15 protein-coding genes are annotated in these 15,564 nt (G+C 49.4%); 6 read left to right on the top strand and 9 right to left on the bottom strand.

Annotated features, from left to right (window positions below; all coding sequences use genetic code 11):
* The first annotated feature begins 131 nt into the window (after nt 1-131).
* Nucleotides 132-1,802: a CTP synthase gene (gene pyrG / locus AC5JLB_RS01055; RefSeq protein ID WP_495872001.1), complete on the top strand. Its 1,671-nt coding sequence runs from the start codon at nt 132-134 to the stop codon at nt 1,800-1,802.
* Between the two features lie 118 nt (nt 1,803-1,920).
* Here the strand turns inward: pyrG and AC5JLB_RS01050 are convergent, their stop codons facing one another.
* From AC5JLB_RS01050 to AC5JLB_RS01020, 7 genes are all read right to left on the bottom strand, one after another.
* Nucleotides 1,921-2,859 (bottom strand): ROK family protein, encoded by a 939-nt coding sequence (locus tag AC5JLB_RS01050; RefSeq protein ID WP_495872000.1) that lies wholly within the window; start codon nt 2,857-2,859, stop codon nt 1,921-1,923.
* A 345-nt stretch (nt 2,860-3,204) separates the two neighbouring features.
* On the bottom strand, nt 3,205-3,420 hold the full coding sequence (locus AC5JLB_RS01045; RefSeq protein ID WP_495871999.1) for a hypothetical protein: 216 nt from the start codon (nt 3,418-3,420) through the stop codon (nt 3,205-3,207).
* A gap of 169 nt (nt 3,421-3,589) precedes the next feature.
* Nucleotides 3,590-4,513: a hypothetical protein gene (locus AC5JLB_RS01040; RefSeq protein WP_495871998.1), complete on the bottom strand. Its 924-nt coding sequence runs from the start codon at nt 4,511-4,513 to the stop codon at nt 3,590-3,592.
* Nucleotides 4,514-4,628: 115 nt separating this feature from the next.
* On the bottom strand, nt 4,629-5,069 hold the full coding sequence (locus tag AC5JLB_RS01035; RefSeq protein WP_495871997.1) for a DUF6036 family nucleotidyltransferase: 441 nt from the start codon (nt 5,067-5,069) through the stop codon (nt 4,629-4,631).
* A 384-nt stretch (nt 5,070-5,453) separates the two neighbouring features.
* Entirely contained in the window at nt 5,454-6,737 is a 1,284-nt protein-coding gene (locus tag AC5JLB_RS01030; protein WP_495871996.1) for an S-layer homology domain-containing protein, read from the bottom strand.
* Nucleotides 6,738-7,069: 332 nt separating this feature from the next.
* Nucleotides 7,070-9,220: an NACHT domain-containing protein gene (locus AC5JLB_RS01025; RefSeq protein WP_495871995.1), complete on the bottom strand. Its 2,151-nt coding sequence runs from the start codon at nt 9,218-9,220 to the stop codon at nt 7,070-7,072.
* A 125-nt stretch (nt 9,221-9,345) separates the two neighbouring features.
* On the bottom strand, nt 9,346-9,504 hold the full coding sequence (locus tag AC5JLB_RS01020) for a hypothetical protein (RefSeq protein WP_495871994.1): 159 nt from the start codon (nt 9,502-9,504) through the stop codon (nt 9,346-9,348).
* Nucleotides 9,505-9,615: 111 nt separating this feature from the next.
* Here AC5JLB_RS01020 and AC5JLB_RS01015 point away from each other — a divergent pair, with 111 nt between their 5' ends.
* The 3 genes from AC5JLB_RS01015 (at nt 9,616) to AC5JLB_RS01005 (ending at nt 10,556) form a co-directional block, all read left to right on the top strand.
* Entirely contained in the window at nt 9,616-9,993 is a 378-nt protein-coding gene (locus AC5JLB_RS01015; protein ID WP_495871993.1) for a hypothetical protein, read from the top strand.
* 117 nt (nt 9,994-10,110) lie between these two features.
* The gene (locus tag AC5JLB_RS01010) at nt 10,111-10,356 is read left to right on the top strand and encodes a UPF0175 family protein (protein ID WP_495871992.1); all 246 of its coding nucleotides are present in this window, start codon (nt 10,111-10,113) and stop codon (nt 10,354-10,356) included.
* A complete protein-coding gene (locus AC5JLB_RS01005; RefSeq protein WP_495871991.1) occupies nt 10,353-10,556 on the top strand; it encodes a PIN domain-containing protein in 204 nt (67 codons plus the stop codon). The genes AC5JLB_RS01010 and AC5JLB_RS01005 overlap by 4 nt, the downstream gene beginning before the upstream one ends.
* A gap of 69 nt (nt 10,557-10,625) precedes the next feature.
* Here the strand turns inward: AC5JLB_RS01005 and acs are convergent, their stop codons facing one another.
* On the bottom strand, nt 10,626-12,599 hold the full coding sequence (gene acs, locus AC5JLB_RS01000) for an acetate--CoA ligase (RefSeq protein WP_495871990.1): 1,974 nt from the start codon (nt 12,597-12,599) through the stop codon (nt 10,626-10,628).
* A 463-nt stretch (nt 12,600-13,062) separates the two neighbouring features.
* Between acs and AC5JLB_RS00995 the strand changes: the two genes are divergently transcribed.
* Nucleotides 13,063-13,533: a DUF4332 domain-containing protein gene (locus AC5JLB_RS00995; RefSeq protein WP_495871989.1), complete on the top strand. Its 471-nt coding sequence runs from the start codon at nt 13,063-13,065 to the stop codon at nt 13,531-13,533.
* A gap of 89 nt (nt 13,534-13,622) precedes the next feature.
* On the opposite strand, the gene AC5JLB_RS00990 is transcribed toward AC5JLB_RS00995, so the two are convergent.
* A complete protein-coding gene (locus AC5JLB_RS00990; protein ID WP_495694085.1) occupies nt 13,623-14,144 on the bottom strand; it encodes a GNAT family N-acetyltransferase in 522 nt (173 codons plus the stop codon).
* Between the two features lie 217 nt (nt 14,145-14,361).
* On the opposite strand from AC5JLB_RS00990, the gene AC5JLB_RS00985 reads away from it, so the two are divergent.
* Complete coding sequence (locus AC5JLB_RS00985) at nt 14,362-15,087, top strand: hypothetical protein (RefSeq protein WP_495694084.1); 726 nt, start codon at nt 14,362-14,364, stop codon at nt 15,085-15,087.
* Nucleotides 15,088-15,564: the final 477 nt, after the last annotated feature.

Below are 15,564 nucleotides of genomic sequence, written 5' to 3'. Positions count from 1 at the left end.
TTTTCTAACACCGGATCAACCCTTAGGCGCATCTCTTAAGGGTACACAGGACAGCCAAATTACCCACAGCTTTCGCCTAACTATGTCAGAATAGACCGGATATATTCCTACCCAAGCGTCTCCAGGGTCTTATGACTAAGTTTGTGTTTGTTACAGGCGGTGTAGTTTCTAGCATCGGCAAAGGGATCGTGGCATCCAGTCTAGGACGATTGCTCAAATCGCGAGACTATTCAGTGTCAATTCTTAAACTTGATCCTTATATCAACGTTGACCCTGGAACGATGAGTCCGTTTCAGCATGGGGAAGTATTTGTCACGGAAGATGGGTCAGAGACAGACCTTGATCTGGGTCACTATGAGCGATTTACCGATACGGCGATGTCTCGGCTCAATAGTGTAACCACAGGATCGATTTATCAGGCGGTGATCAATAAAGAGCGGCGGGGCGACTACAACGGCGGCACGGTACAAGTCATTCCGCACATCACCAATGAGATTAAAGAACGGATTTTAAGAGTCGCTAAAAACACAAATCCAGATGTTGTAATTACGGAGATTGGTGGCACGGTAGGGGATATCGAATCGCTGCCGTTTTTGGAGGCAATTCGTCAGTTTCGCAAAGAAGTAGGGCGGCAAAATGTGCTGTACATGCATGTGACGCTGGTGCCCTGGATTCCGTCAGCGGGGGAGATGAAGACGAAACCAACGCAGCACTCTGTCAAAGAATTGCGATCAATCGGTATTCAGCCCGACATTCTCGTGTGCCGCAGCGATCGCGCCCTGCCTGCCGGACTCAAAGAAAAGATGTCTGAGTTCTGCGACGTGCCGACTCAGTGTGTGATCACGGCACAAGATGCCCGCAGCATCTACGAAGTGCCACTAATTATGGAGAAAGAAGGACTTGCGACTCAAGCCATCGATCTGCTTCACATGGAGCAGCGTCAGCCCAATTTAAGCCAATGGCAGACTCTAGTGGAGCGGCTATACCAATCGACACAGCAAGTAGAAATTGCGATCGTTGGAAAATATGTGCGCCTTTCGGATGCGTATTTGTCAGTTGTGGAGGCGCTAAGGCATAGTGCGATCGCAACTGGAAGCGCCTTAAAACTTCGCTGGGTCAGTTCTGAAGATATTGAAGAACAGGGAGCGGACGAACTGTTGCAGGGCGTCAACGGCATTGTGGTGCCGGGTGGATTTGGCATTCGAGGAGTGGATGGTAAGATTGCCGCGATCGAATACTCAAGGCTTAACCAAATCCCGTTCTTGGGCTTGTGTCTGGGGATGCAGTGTTCGGTGATAGAATGGGCACGCAATATCGCCCACCTAGACCAGGCACACAGCGCCGAGTTTGTGCCCGATGCACTTAATCCAGTGATCAACCTTCTGCCGGAGCAGCAGGATGTGGTGGATCTCGGTGGCACGATGCGCTTAGGGCTGTACCCATGCCGTCTAACTCCCAACACGCAAGCGTTTCGCCTCTACCAAGATGAAGTCATCTACGAGCGGCATCGTCATCGCTATGAGTTCAACAATGCCTACCGCAATTTGTTCTCAGAATCGGGTTACGTGGTAAGCGGAACTTCTCCCGATGGACGATTGGTGGAAATTATCGAACTGCCCAATCATCCATTTTTTGTTGCAACTCAGTTTCACCCCGAATTTCAGTCGCGCCCCAGTAGACCCCATCCGCTGTTTAAGGGATTGATGCAAGCGGCACTGGTACAGAGTGAAACCCATGTTTCAGTGCCATCATCGACGGCAGAGGAACCGAAGGCGTTGTTTCAGGCGTTTACGGCGGGATAAAAGCATGAGGGATGAGGGATGAGAGAGGGACGCCTGTGGTAACGCTTCGTCAGGGAAAAAGCATTAGGATTGCCTACGGCAAGCTGTACCAGCAAGAGATGAAGTCATACATATTGTTTCATCCCTCATCCCTCATTTTCGCGGTTCCTACAGAGTTGCGCTCTGCGCTAATCGCGAGTTTCGCGGCTCCCACCATTCCTGCTCGATTTCCTAATTCTGCCCGAATCAATTTCAACCCCCGCCGAGAACTCGGATGCACGCGCTGTTCGATTTCTGCCCAAGCCGACGGAAAGAAAAACTGGGCGCTGCCGCTTACCCCGCCGCCAAGTACGATCGCTTCGGGCGTCAACACATACACTAAGCTAGTCAATCCAACGCCTAAATCGCGCCCATAGGTTTTCCAGAAGTCTAATGCTGCCGGATCGCCTGCTTCTGCTAATCGACCTAGTTCATCCGGTTCTTGTCCGGTACGCCGCCGAATCGCGGACGCTGAAACATGTTGCTCTAATGAACCGCGATTGCCACTGTTGCAGGTTGCACCGTTAGGATTTACGGTGATTAATCCCAGTTCGCCTGCTGCACCATCGTGCCCGATAAAGAGTTCACCATTGAGAATAATTCCGCCGCCGACACCTGTTCCGAGCGTTAGCAGAATCATATTTTGATACGATCGTCCGGCGCCGAGCCAAGCTTCTCCAAGGGCGGCACAGTTGGCATCGTTTGCGATCGCACACGATCGCCCGGTTTTCTCTTCAAGCCAGTCGGAGAGCGGCACGTCGATCCAACCGGGCAGATTAATCGCAACTCTGGCAATGCGACCGGAAGCATCCGCAGGCCCAGGCATTCCGACCCCAATGGAAATCGCGCTGGCGTCGGGATCAACCTGCGCGATCGCATCTACCAATACGGCTAATACAGCTTCTGGAGTAGCGGGTTGCGGCGTGGCAACGATCAGCGATTGCAGACAGGCTCCGTCTTGGGTAAAGCGTCCTAGCTTAATCGCCGTTCCTCCTAAATCGATGCCTAAGACTTGGTAAGGAGAGGAGGGTGATCCCATGTTTAAGACTGTTAGTATTCATTCTCGCGATCGCCGATGGTGGCTCATCGGATTGCCCTCAGTATACTGCTGCTATCGCATTTCGAGGACCGCGATCGCTTGGCAAAATTAGCAGAGGTGGGCTTAATTTTTAATGAGTATTCAGCGATCCTTCGGAGCTTAGCGAAGCCAATCGCAAATCTATTTTGTTAATCTCAACCCAGTGCAAGAGAGAGAACAAATTAGAATCAGCCGGGCAACACTTGGCTGGGAAGATGCAACAAGTTGAAGCAGCCGTTCGATAAGTTTGAGCTTATAGATAGTTAGTAGTAATTAGGAATACGAGATCATGCCCGAAGTGAGACGTCAGGATATCTTAGCGGCGATCGCGAGGGCAACGACAATTCCGAGAATAATCGGAAGCGCGACAAGGATTCCCGATCCATCAAATTGGGTCTGTTGCTGTTGATTACCGGATTGTTGTTTATCCAATTTGAGGAGGCCAATGAACGCAGCGACTCCCATCGCGATCCAGATGATGCCAAAGGCGAAGAAAACGGTGTATGCTGCATCTCCCTGCATTTCTGGCTCCTTCAAACAGAATAAACAACAGTTGCAATCGTAAATGAGATCGCGCTTTAACCCTAGCTATTTGATCGTAGCGCCTTGAACTGATAGAGCACCATTCTGCCGACAGACACAGCACACCGATAGACAAAGGCACAGTTACAAGAGCGGGTCACGTGCTGTACTACTGTGCTCCAGGAAGCGGTTGACCAGGAATAAACTGACCCTGCATCTTGCGAACGTAAGGATCTCTACTTGCAAGACATTCTTCCATCGCTTGGATCTCCTGGGTGGGCGCATCCTTCCAAGACACTTCCTGTTGAAACTCCCAACTACCTCGAATTCCGTCATTAAACGACGTTCCCCCTTGCCCTACTTCTAACGCTTGATTCTTCGCATCCCGGTAAAGCTTGCCATCGCGAACCGAGAGACTACTAACCGTAATGGCAAGATTGCCTTGATAGGGTGTCGGGGGGCCGTCTACACTCATAAGACATGTCCGATCGCTGCGACTTGCTGCCGCCCGCCGCGATCGCGCAAACATACTCCCCTGAGCAAAATAATTTCCAGGCTTCAAACTTGCAGCACCCGGAACAATCGGCTCAACAAATCGACGATTTGCTCGCACAAAACAGTCACCACGTTGTGCATTCGTGTGCACTCCTAACCAGGAATTTCCGTCGCGATCGCGCAGCATGATCTGTTGAGCGCCCATGTTTCCAGTTACAGCACGCAATTCCTGCCCCTTGGCAAACGAAAAAACAACTGACCACTGAGAAATGTTGTGTCGATTGTTCTGATACAAGGTAGCAGGTGCATCAGCACCATCTAAGGTGACAGGTCGAAACTCGGATGCCATGCGACAGTTTAATCCTTTGGGATCTGCGTCTACCACTCTCCACTTCTGGTAGCCCGCTCCACCTTGACGAGGCGGCGCATCGACATAATCTCCTGCAGCATTGAGGCGGGGGGTTGCAGATGCAGCCTGAGCCGTAAGCAGCAAACCGATTACAAAAAACATAGAAGCGTGAACGCTAACGCTACAGCAATTAGCGTAATGTGCAACTCCAGAACGACGACCAGAACCGCGAACAGAGAACCGTTTCATATCCACTCCAGAAACTATGTCTAGGGATACACACAATCACTCAGCTAATACGGACTGATAGGGAATTGTTAACAAGTGTGAGTTAATTCAGTCTTCAATCAAGCTCAATGAAGGGTTAATTCTCTAGATTCTCCAGATCAGCCAGATCTTGTAGCCTTCCTGATGCTTTCTTATTTGTTTTCAGGTTCTCCAAGTCGATAAAATTCACGCTAATTTCATCTACTGTGACTTCAAGCTTTGATTCAAAGCACGTTGCAAAATCGACACCATCAGGAGTAGTGATCAGGTCAATACGATTAGGGGGATATCCAAGCTGAATTACCTGATTAGGGGCAAGAAAATCTTCAGAAGTCAGATCAACAGAACCAAAACCAAACTGTTGCAATGCTTGGATCAAATTAGCTGCATTTTCTGGCGTCATTTCGATCCAGATATCAATGTCTTTGGTATATCGAGGATACCCGTGAAGCGCTACCGCATAGCCGCCAATGACAAGATAGCGAACTCGATTATCGTTTAGCGATTGTATAAACTCTCTGAAATCTTGGTTCAGCATTATATTTCCACTGATGAAACTCTCGCCGGATTTCTTCTAACGCTGCAAGACGCAGGTGATGGGGTTGAGTTTGCCAGTAAGTAGCATCCTGTTTAGGAGCCTTCATGTTGACTTTCTTAACTTGCAATGGACGACGAGAGAAAGACGCCATAGGAGGGATTTGCTGAAGGACTCTTCACCCTTGCATTATAAATCGCTGTATTCTTGAAACGTCCATTCTATCGGCGCATGATCTTGCGCGATCGCGTTTTCGGCAACGCATCCGTAACTTGGATTTCACCGGACGGTAGAAGATGCTAAGCAACATCTCTACCGTCGTATGGGAAGTGTCAGGGAGCAAACGACCTTAAGCATTCAAGCATCGGATCTATCCGCCTAATTCAGTCAAGGAGCGGCGTAAAAATCAGAACTTAGGGTGAGCCGCAGGTCGTTTGAAGGATCAATCACGATCAAGTTATCAGGAGTCTGAGTCGGATTAGTAGCTTGCCCACCTGTTGCGCCTGTAAGAATGGTACCCACATCCACTTTTTGTCCCAAAAGGACGGCGAGTGCCGCGTTGGTTGCCGCAGAGGTAACGGCATCTTTCAGCGTTCCAGGATTGGTGTTTTGGTCTACCCGTTGCCCGTTGACGACTTGCGATCGCGCATTCAAGGGATAAGAGCGAGTGCCAATGGTGACTTGTTGAGCAATAAATTGGGTTCCCAAAACCTGAGAGTTGCTGCTGATGGGAATCAGTTGACCCTTAATCTCGCTGTCTCTCGGAATGACCACCGCACCTTGAGCATTTTTAATATCGTCTACAACCCGCAAGTTAAGGTTGTTGATGGTTTCGCCAGGAGTGACCACAATTTTGTTGGAACCGAGATAACGAATATTAACAGCCGTTCCTTGAGCCACTTTATAGCGAGGGTCAGTGGAGATTGGAGAAGTCGTCGGAGTGGGGGTGCTGCCCGTAGCGGGTGTTGCGGTTATTTTGGCAATGTAGGTGTTAGCACCTTCGCTGGTGGCGATCGGCGAGAGTTTTCCTTGATTGACCAATGCCTGATGAATATAAGCCGCGACATCAGCACGAGTTGCGGTTTCGTTGGGATTGAGGAAGCTGACATTGGGGTAGTTGACGACTACATTTCGTTCGGCAGCGGCAACAACGCCAGTTTTAGCATAGTCAGGAATTTCTCCACTATCTCTAAATGCCGCCAAAGTGGTTGCTGCGTTGCCTGTGGAGGTGTAGTTTAAGCCGCTAGAGAGCGATACGAGCACCTGTACTTTTGGAATTTGCTGTTCTGGTTTGAAGGTGCCGCCCGGATAACCGCTCATGAAGCCTGTTTCGTAAGCTTTGTTGATGGCGGAAGTTGCCCAATATTTAGCGGGGACATCGCCAAATCCACGCGCAACGCGGACTTGGTTACTGGTAAAAGCATTTTTGACGATCGCGGCAAACTGGGCGCGGGTGACTGGAGCATCGGGTTTGAACGTGCCATCGGGAAAGCCAGCGATAATCTGTTTTTCAGCCAGCGTTTCGATGAAGGGTCTAGCCCAGTGGGAGCGCGCATCAGTAAAATTGGCGGCGGTGGCTGGAGCCGAGGTGACCATCGGTACAACGGCGCTTGCGGTCATACCCAGTACCAGCAGTAGCGCACTTGATGACAGATGACGAACGTTAGACATGGAAAAAACTCCGTAAAGAAAGATTGAGAGAGGGATGAGCCACACGTATTTCGCGATCGTTTGGAGCGATGCTCGCAAGCTCAATAGAGATAGGGATGTAACTATAAATTTCGCCCGACTTTATCGTTCGGTTTCAATGGTGCATTTATTAACCACTTGATAACCCGACTGAGGTTATGTGGCTTTGTTCCCAGGACTTTTTATTCGTAGAGGGAGGTGATTTAGGTGTCAAAGGCATAAGTGAAAGGTTTAAGGGGTGATGTCTAATTTGACACTCCAACCTTTTTACCGCAGATTCTCTTCTTTGAGCGAAATGTTTCGCGCTTTGTACTTCAATCGTTGGGCGCGAGGGATGCAAAGTGTTCTTGCAGGAAGCGGTGAATGAAAATGTAGCTGCCGCCTGTGCGTTGGATGAATAGCCGATCCTCAGCTTGTTGGAAGAAGGTGGTGAAGTTCCAGGGAATGCGGTTGGCAGAATGTAGCACGACACGCAGAGCAAAATGTTGGATGAAGGCTTTTCCGCCTCCTTCTAAAAATGCATACAAGAATGGAAGTGCGATCGCACCCCTAATAATGCTCGTTGCCGTTGTTTTATCGACCATTAATGCCAGCATTTGGGAAAGCAGGAGATTAAGCAAGGGCGTAAAAACGATCACACATCCGCAGATGATCAGCATGTTATTGCACGAGTTCCGAATTCCTTGATTTGGATGAGTACGAATTTGGATATCCGTTTTCAGCCCATTAATCAGCCCAACAATCAGCCCTAAAACCAACCCAATAATCAGCCCTAAAATTAACCCATTAATTGGCCCAATAACCACCCCTAAAATTAACCCGAAAATTAGCCAAACAATTAGCCCTAAAACCAGCCACTCCCTGAGTTGCTCATCAACTCTTTGTCTCACCGAGTGAGACAGAGGAAGTTGAATTGCTTCAACCAAGTCGATGCTATTCAGCCTTAAAGTTAGCCCGAAAATTAGCCCGAAAATCGGCCCGCCAATCAGCCCACTAATCAGCCCACCAACCGGCCCGAAAATTAGCCCGAAGATTAGCCCGAAAATTAGCCCGAAAATCAGGCGATATTGCCATTTGTGTTTAGGTTGATAGAGCCATTCTTTCGGCTGCATCCGTTCGATCAGGAATTCCTTTTCTGATCCCATTTGTTTCGCTAAAATACTCAGCCACCACTTTATTTGCGCCTGAGTTCGGTGATCCGTGTTCCGTTGCTGAAACATCTTCTGGATGTAGCGATCGAACAAAAGTCGCAACCGCTCAGATTCTGATTGATTTAGCAACTCATCCGCCGACGTGTCCTTATACGCCAGCGACAGAATTGATAGAAATAACGGCTTTCTGGCAAGCGCTTGCAGTTCCGCATCCTGCTGCACCGTCGCTCTCACTCCGTCTAGCCGATGTCCCGCTTGCTGCCAATAGTTCTCTACCTGTTCGTCACTCAAGGGCTGAATCAATACTGCCTCACGAAACTTATCCAGGCGGTTCTTCAGCTTCTCGTAATCGGCAATCCGACTACACACCACAATCTCGATTGACCCATGATCTAGCTGAAACTGACTGATAGCTGTCACACAGTTATCTCGCCACTCCTCCCGGACTTCATCCAACCCATCCAGCAGCAAGACTAGAGTGTTTTCTTTCAGCCAAGCCTCACTCACTTCTTGCCGCCGACTGTACTTCACATACAGTTCTTCGATCAGCCACTCCCGCAGCGTCTTGACAGGCTTTCCCTCACGCTTCACCGTCCCCCATGACGACAAATTCAGCACCACAGGCACCGCATGATCTGGATCCGCTGCATCCGTCGCTGCTAGCAAATCGCGGGTAAGCTCTAGCAGCAATGTTGTTTTTCCTGATCCTGCCTCGCCCAAAATGAGCAGCGTTCCGCCTTCGCCCAAATCCACAAACTCATCAAACACGCGCCTGCCCTGCGGCAGCATCCGCCGTTCTTGCCCCGATCGCTGCAATTCCACGCTTACCATTTCTGGGCATTCTTCCAACCCAAGCTCAATTCGCGTCTGTTGATAAAGCGACTTTTCCAAAACTCCTCGAATCCAGTTGATCCGCACGCCATCCATCAATGCTTGTCGATTGTGGCGCTTGCGAGCGGCTTCTGGGTCAGCCGCAATCGTGGGCGATCGAGATGGCTTACGAACCAGTCGCCAAACATCATCAATACAAACAATTAACAGAAATAGCACCATTAGCGCGTAAGCCAGCCCAGCAAGCTGCCCAGTTTCGTCACTACCCCAAATTGCCTTTACTGCGTCTGTCCAACTGGTAACAACCACCGCCAAAATCGCAACTTCGATCGCCAGCTTCAGCACTCGCCAACCCTGCCTCGCATTCTGAAGCGGCGGTAACTGGTTGACTACCCACCCAACTGCGATCGCAAACAGTCCCGCTGCAAAAGGCGTAATAAACTTTTGAACATTTGGATCGCTGAGAGTTTGCTGGAGACTCATGATCTAACAAACGAAAATAGATAAATTTCTCTTAACTATACAGGGCGATTTCTCTCCCATCTGCGGATTTACAGGATCAGCAAGCCGCGTCGCGCATTGCTTCTTAGATCCCACCCAGCAATTCTTCATTCACTCAGGTCTTTCTTACAGCGATCGCCATCTTTCTTCAAGCGATCGCTATCTTCGTTTGATTGGTTACCGTCTGCGGTTGATCGATCACTATCTTCGTTTGATTGCTTATCGTCTACGGTTGGTCGATCGCTATCTTTCTTTAAAGCGATCATATCTTTCTTCCTTCTCTCTTGAAGATTCTTTGAAGTAACGTTGTGAGCCTGTGTTTGCTGCCATGCGATCGGGAATGTTGGTCGTGTAAACTACACGTCATCAGAGGTGTCATGGCTACTCAAAACACAAATAAACGATTGAATCCAAGCGTCCTTGCTCAGGGTGTGAGCGCACTAAGCGGATTGCGTGGGATGTCTGATTACAACCCAACTCGCTTTGAGGCGAGCTTAGAGAACTTGCGAAGCGCAGAGGAAGATATGCGAAAGGCACAAGAGTTAGAAGTTCAACTTAAAGCGCAGTATCGTGCCGCTTTGAATGCCTCCCGTCAAGCAGAGTGGAACTTTCACAATTGCGTTTTGGCAATGAAAACTTCTGTGCTGGCTCAGTATGGCCCCGATAGCAACCAAGCAGAAGCGATTGGGCTGAAGAAAAAATCAGCGTACAAACGTCCAGTTCGGCAGAAAAAAGCTGAAACAGCCCCCGTGTAATTTAGACAATGAACGTAAGAAGCTCCTTCCCCCAGAGCTTCTCCAATACGCCGCGATCTTCGCTATGCAAAATCTCCATACCTTATACTGGGAGTGTCAACAGCGAGAAACACAGCAATGAGTTCGTTGATTTCTAACGAATTAATTCGAGCCTCTGGAATGTCCGAGAGCGAACTCCTGCAAGAACTTGTGTTGCTGTTGTTTCAACGCGAGAGATTATCACTAGGGAAAGCGAGTCGATTGCTCAATCTAACTCAGTTGGAGTTTCAAGCTCTCCTTGCCAGCCCCGATCTCTGCGTTCATTATGATGTGCAGGAACTACACGAAGATGTCCAAACACTGCAAGAGATGGGACTGTTGTGATTGTTGTTAGCGATACTTCCCCTATTTCCAATCTTATTGTGGTCGAACAAATTGAATTACTTCCTCAACTTTTTAGCTCTGTTGTAATTCCAGATGCAGTATTTCAAGAATTGCTCGCTAATGGAGTAGAGCATCCAGTCGCTCAAACCGTACAAGTCTCCAGAAACCAAATCTCTCCGCCTGCCTCTAGAAATCTCTAAAAGCTGGTTGCGTTTAAGTCGTGCGATCGCATGATATTCTCACGCGATCGCGCCTTAGAGATTATGAAATTACGCGCCTTCACCTCGCAGCTTCTCCAACACACCGCGATCTTCCAAGGTCGAAGTGTCTCCAGAAACCTCCACACCCGCCGCTAAATCGCGCAATAGTCGCCGCATAATTTTGCCCGATCGCGTCTTTGGCAGCGCATCCGCAAATCGGATCTCTCCCGGACGCGCGATCGCACCAATCTCATTCACCACATGTTGCTTTAACTCTTTCGCCAAAGCATCACTCGACTGATGCGTTCCTTCCAACGTCACAAACGCCACAATGTCTTCACCCTTAACCTCATCGGGTTTGCCAACAACCGCCGCTTCTGCCACCGCCGGATGAGACACCAACGCCGACTCGATTTCCATCGTGCCTAAGCGATGTCCCGCCGAATTGATCACATCATCAACGCGCCCCATCACCCAGAAATAGCCGTCTTCATCCCGACGTGCCCCATCGCCTGCAAAGTAAAGATACTTGCCGTCTTTGGGCGGAATGTGTTCCCAGTAGGTTTTGCGGAAGCGATCGGGGTCGCCGTAAACCGTACGCATCATGCCTGGATGAGGATAGCGAACGGCAAGATAGCCGCCTTGATTAGCACCGACAGAATTGCCTTCAAGATCGACAATATCCGCTTGAATGCCAGGGAAAGGCAGCGTCGCTGAACCGGGTTTAGTCGGAATCGCTCCTGGCAGGGCAGTAATCATAATGCCGCCCGTCTCGGTTTGCCACCACGTATCCACGATCGGGCAACGCTCTTTACCAATCACCGTGTGATACCACATCCACGCTTCAGGATTGATCGGTTCGCCCACCGTTCCCAGCAAGCGCAACGAAGACAAATCGCGCGAGTTTGGATGCTCATCCCCCAGTTTGATAAACGCCCGGATTGCCGTTGGAGCGGTGTAGAGCACGCTGACTTTATGTTTCTCAATCACATCCCAGAAGCAGCCTGGATTAGACGCACGAGGCGCACCTTCGTACATCACGCTGGTTGCGCCGTTGGATAATGGGCCGTAAACGACATACGTATGTCCCGTAATCCAGCCCACATCCGCCGTACACCAGTACACGTCATTCTCTTGCAGATCAAAAATCCATTGCGTTGTGATGTGCGCGAAGAGATTGTATCCACCCGTCGTGTGAACCACCCCCTTTGGTTTGCCCGTGCTGCCCGATGTGTAGAGAACGAACAGCATGTCTTCACTGTCCATGGGTTCTGCGGGGCAGTCCGCAGACGCGGTTGGTTCTAAATCGTGCCACCAAGCGTCGCGCTCTGGCGTCATAACGATGTCTTGTCCCGTCCGTTTGACAACCAGCACCTTTTGTACCGGAACCCGCTCATCGCTCAGCGCTTTATCGACTTGTTCTTTGAGCGGCACGATCGCATCTTTGCGCCAGCCTCCATCGGCTGTGATCACCACTTTTGCTTCGACATCAATCAAGCGATCGCGCAATGCCTCCGCGCTAAATCCACCAAACACAACTGAGTGCGGCGCACCAATGCGGGCACAGGCCAACATCGCGATCGCCGCTTCCGGAATCATCGGCATATAAATTCCGATGCGATCGCCCTTCTGCACACCGAGATCCTTCAGCACATTGGCAAACTTACAGACTTCCTGATGCAGTTGGGCATAGGTCAGCGTTTTAGAATCGCCGGGTTCGCCTTCCCAAACGATCGCGGGCTTATCTCGCTTATCAGTAGTGAGATGACGATCTAAACAGTTGTACGAAATATTGATTTTGCCGTTCGCAAACCACTTGGCAAACGGCGGATTGCTCCAATCCAACACGCTGTCCCACTCTTGGAACCAATGCAATTCTTGTTTTGCCAAATCTGCCCAAAATGCTTCCGGATCAGCAGAGGCGCGATCGTACAACGCGCGGTAGTCATCAAGGCTCTTAATCCGGGCATTTTGAGAAAACTCTGGGCTTGGATGAAACAAGCGGTTTTCGTGAAGGATAGATTCGATGGTTGGCTGAGACATAGCAAAAGAAGGAATGAGGGAGGGCGTTGCCCCGCGCCTAGCGCCAAAGGCGCAAGCTCCGGAGGACATAGCGCAGAGCGCAACTCCGTAGGAACCGCGAGGAGGGATGAAGGATGAAGATCAGAGAGTCTTACAATCAGTTCATCTCTCCTTGCAAAGCGTTGCCGAAGGCGTCCCGTTTTGCGAAGCGTTACCGCAGGTGTACCTTCATCCCTCTAGAAAACGATACTGGTTTCTCACGCAGTTCGGCAAAAGTGAATCTTGAGTTTCGTTAACGATTTAAACTTGAATTATTTTGAGGATTACCACCGTTCTTCTCAAACTGAATTCTGCTTTCTGTCCTGAATTAATAAGGGATAAAAAATCCGCTACACTAAAGAACTTCAATCCATTCGGGTAATCCAGCCGTTGAATCCTACAACGGACAGCCCAGTCAGAATTTAGACATCACAGCGAGGGCAGCGTGGCAACAACACAACCGAAACCCAATTCCCGCCATCGGCAAAGCCAAGCTCTAGATCAAACCCGAATTCCTTCTGCAAACTGGCCAATCGACGAGCTTCCCGGAATTGCCGCCGCCGATCTCAAACGGTTACATGCTCAAGGCATCCGAACGACGTTCAACTTGCTGAGCCTCGGATACACGCCAGAGAAAAGAAACATCCTTGCCAGTAGCCTCGAAATTCACATTCGACACATCAATAAATGGATTGCTCTAGCTGACCTTGCCCGCATTCCGGGCGTCGGCTGTCAGCATTGCGGATTACTGCTTCACGCGGGCGTTGCCTCCCCGACCCAGCTCAGCCAAACCCCGATCGCGGGACTGCATCGCCAGATCTTAAAGCTCCAAGTGGCTATGATGCAGCGCCGCGACCTTTGTCCAACCCCTGACCAAGTCGCTCAGTGGGTTCAGCAAGCCCAACGGCTTCGTTAAGGGTAATTACTATTTTTTTGCAGAACGTATCCCCTTCTTCAAACTCAGGGAACCCTGTAAACGGGACTCTCAACCCTTAGTTCTCAACCTCAGTCTGGATACCAAAACATTCCTTTAATACCTTCCGGGTCGCTCATGAACCCCAACGTTCTATAAAAATTTACGACTTGAGGATCGGCAAACAGCGTAATGTTGCTAATGTCTTCGCCCCGCAGCTTCTTAATCATGAATCGCATTAACGCCTTGCCCATTCCCTTACCCTGGAACTCTGGATGCACCACTACATCCCAAATGGTGGCATTAAATGCATGGTCAGAAGTTGCTCGGGCAAACCCGACTAACCGACGCTGCATTCCCCGCTGCTCCCACATCGAGACGACCAGAAAGCTATGTTGGATTGCCTTCTTTACCTTTCTCAACGGTCGCCGTGACCATCCGACTGCATCGCACAACTCCTCTAGCTCGTACAAGTCGATCTCTCGTTCCGTACTAAAAAAGACCCGTGAATTTGCGCGATCGCCTGCTCCTTCTACCGCAACGCGCTCAGACGCGACAGTACTAGCAGTCGAGGGAACATCAGACCCACTAAATAAGCTTTTCCAAAAACCCATGCGAGCGTGGTGAAGGTAGCAACAGTTAAATCAAGTACTAGATAGTATATCTCTCCAATTCTCCGGATATCGCTCTCTCAATCAGCATGTTTCGAGATTTCTCTATTCCTTCGTCGTTCTAGATCAAAATGATGTCGATTTGTAACGATTTTTTTAATTAATACAAGCTCCTCTTTCGTTTACGCTTTTACTCTAGTGGGCATTCCTACCTTCAATTATGGCTCTGGGCTTAAAACCAACAACCTTAGAATTGCTAAAGCGCTTCAACCGAGCGTTTCCTCAGTTTTACGAGCAATTTGTCAGCAGCGAAATTCAGCTTCAGAACCTAAGACTTGCCTACCAACTCTATCGCACTAAACAAGCGGTAATTGAGCTAAAACCTGAAGGCAATAAAAGTGCGCTGCATTTTGCTTATCGAAACCAGTCGTTCTTATTAAGCGATATCTTTGGCGTTTTGGCGGCTTATGGGCTAACCATTCACAGCTTGAGTCTGTATGGGCAAATCTATCCACCCATGCTGGTGTTTATAAAGCTGATTGTGTCACGCAGTGGCAAAGCCTTGACTGATAAAACCTCTGACAATGTGTGTCGGGCCATTCGTGAGGCGCTGGCTGGACGATTTGAAGTTGAAGAAATGTTGGCGGTTGAATTCAATCTGGATGCAGGCTTAGAGCAGGTTGAAACAGAGTTCTACGTTGATCCAGTCTTTCACCTGCCGGCCCTTCTGATCGAAGCTGATAACCAACCCGGACTTTTCTATAAAGTGATGTACGCGATTTGGCAAGAAGACCTGCTGGTGGTGAATGCAAATCTACTCGTATGGAGGGGTCGGACTCGCCTCATTCTCTACTTGTTAGGACCGAATGAAAGCTTAATTCCAGAATATTTAGGACAAAAAATTGCTGAAGGCGTCAAGCAACGTCTATTAGGGCGAAGATTCTAGCCGATTAAATGCCGCCCTTCAGCATAAAGCAGCACTTCCAGTATTCGTGTTTGATGTTAACTTCTTACGATCGCGTCCCTCGAAGGGCAGTTCATCTCGATCCCCAAGTCGCCTACCACATGATAAAGCATCTTCAATTCCCTACCATCGACCCGGACGCTGAGCAGTTTTCAGGACGAGAACTCAAAGAGCTTAAGTTGATGGTCGAAAGAGGATCAAGTTCGAGCGGCTGTTGTTACCCTGCGTGCTGGGTTGATCTAACTTGCGTCTAGCAAATTTCGAACCTAACTTTAATGATTAAGGTTTACCGTTTGTGGTGTGGGCTTGACGAGCTAAACAGATTTGCTAAAGACATTCAAGCTTCTATCTGGCTATAAACTATTTGACACAAAAATCGATCGCCATATCCGCCACTGCCTTAATTCAACTCCTAATCCAAGTTGCGGGTTAAGTTGAGAGAACAGAAGAAAACAACCG

This window comes from Myxacorys chilensis (assembly GCF_059505265.1).
This window is presented reverse-complemented; position numbering and strand designations above follow the sequence as displayed.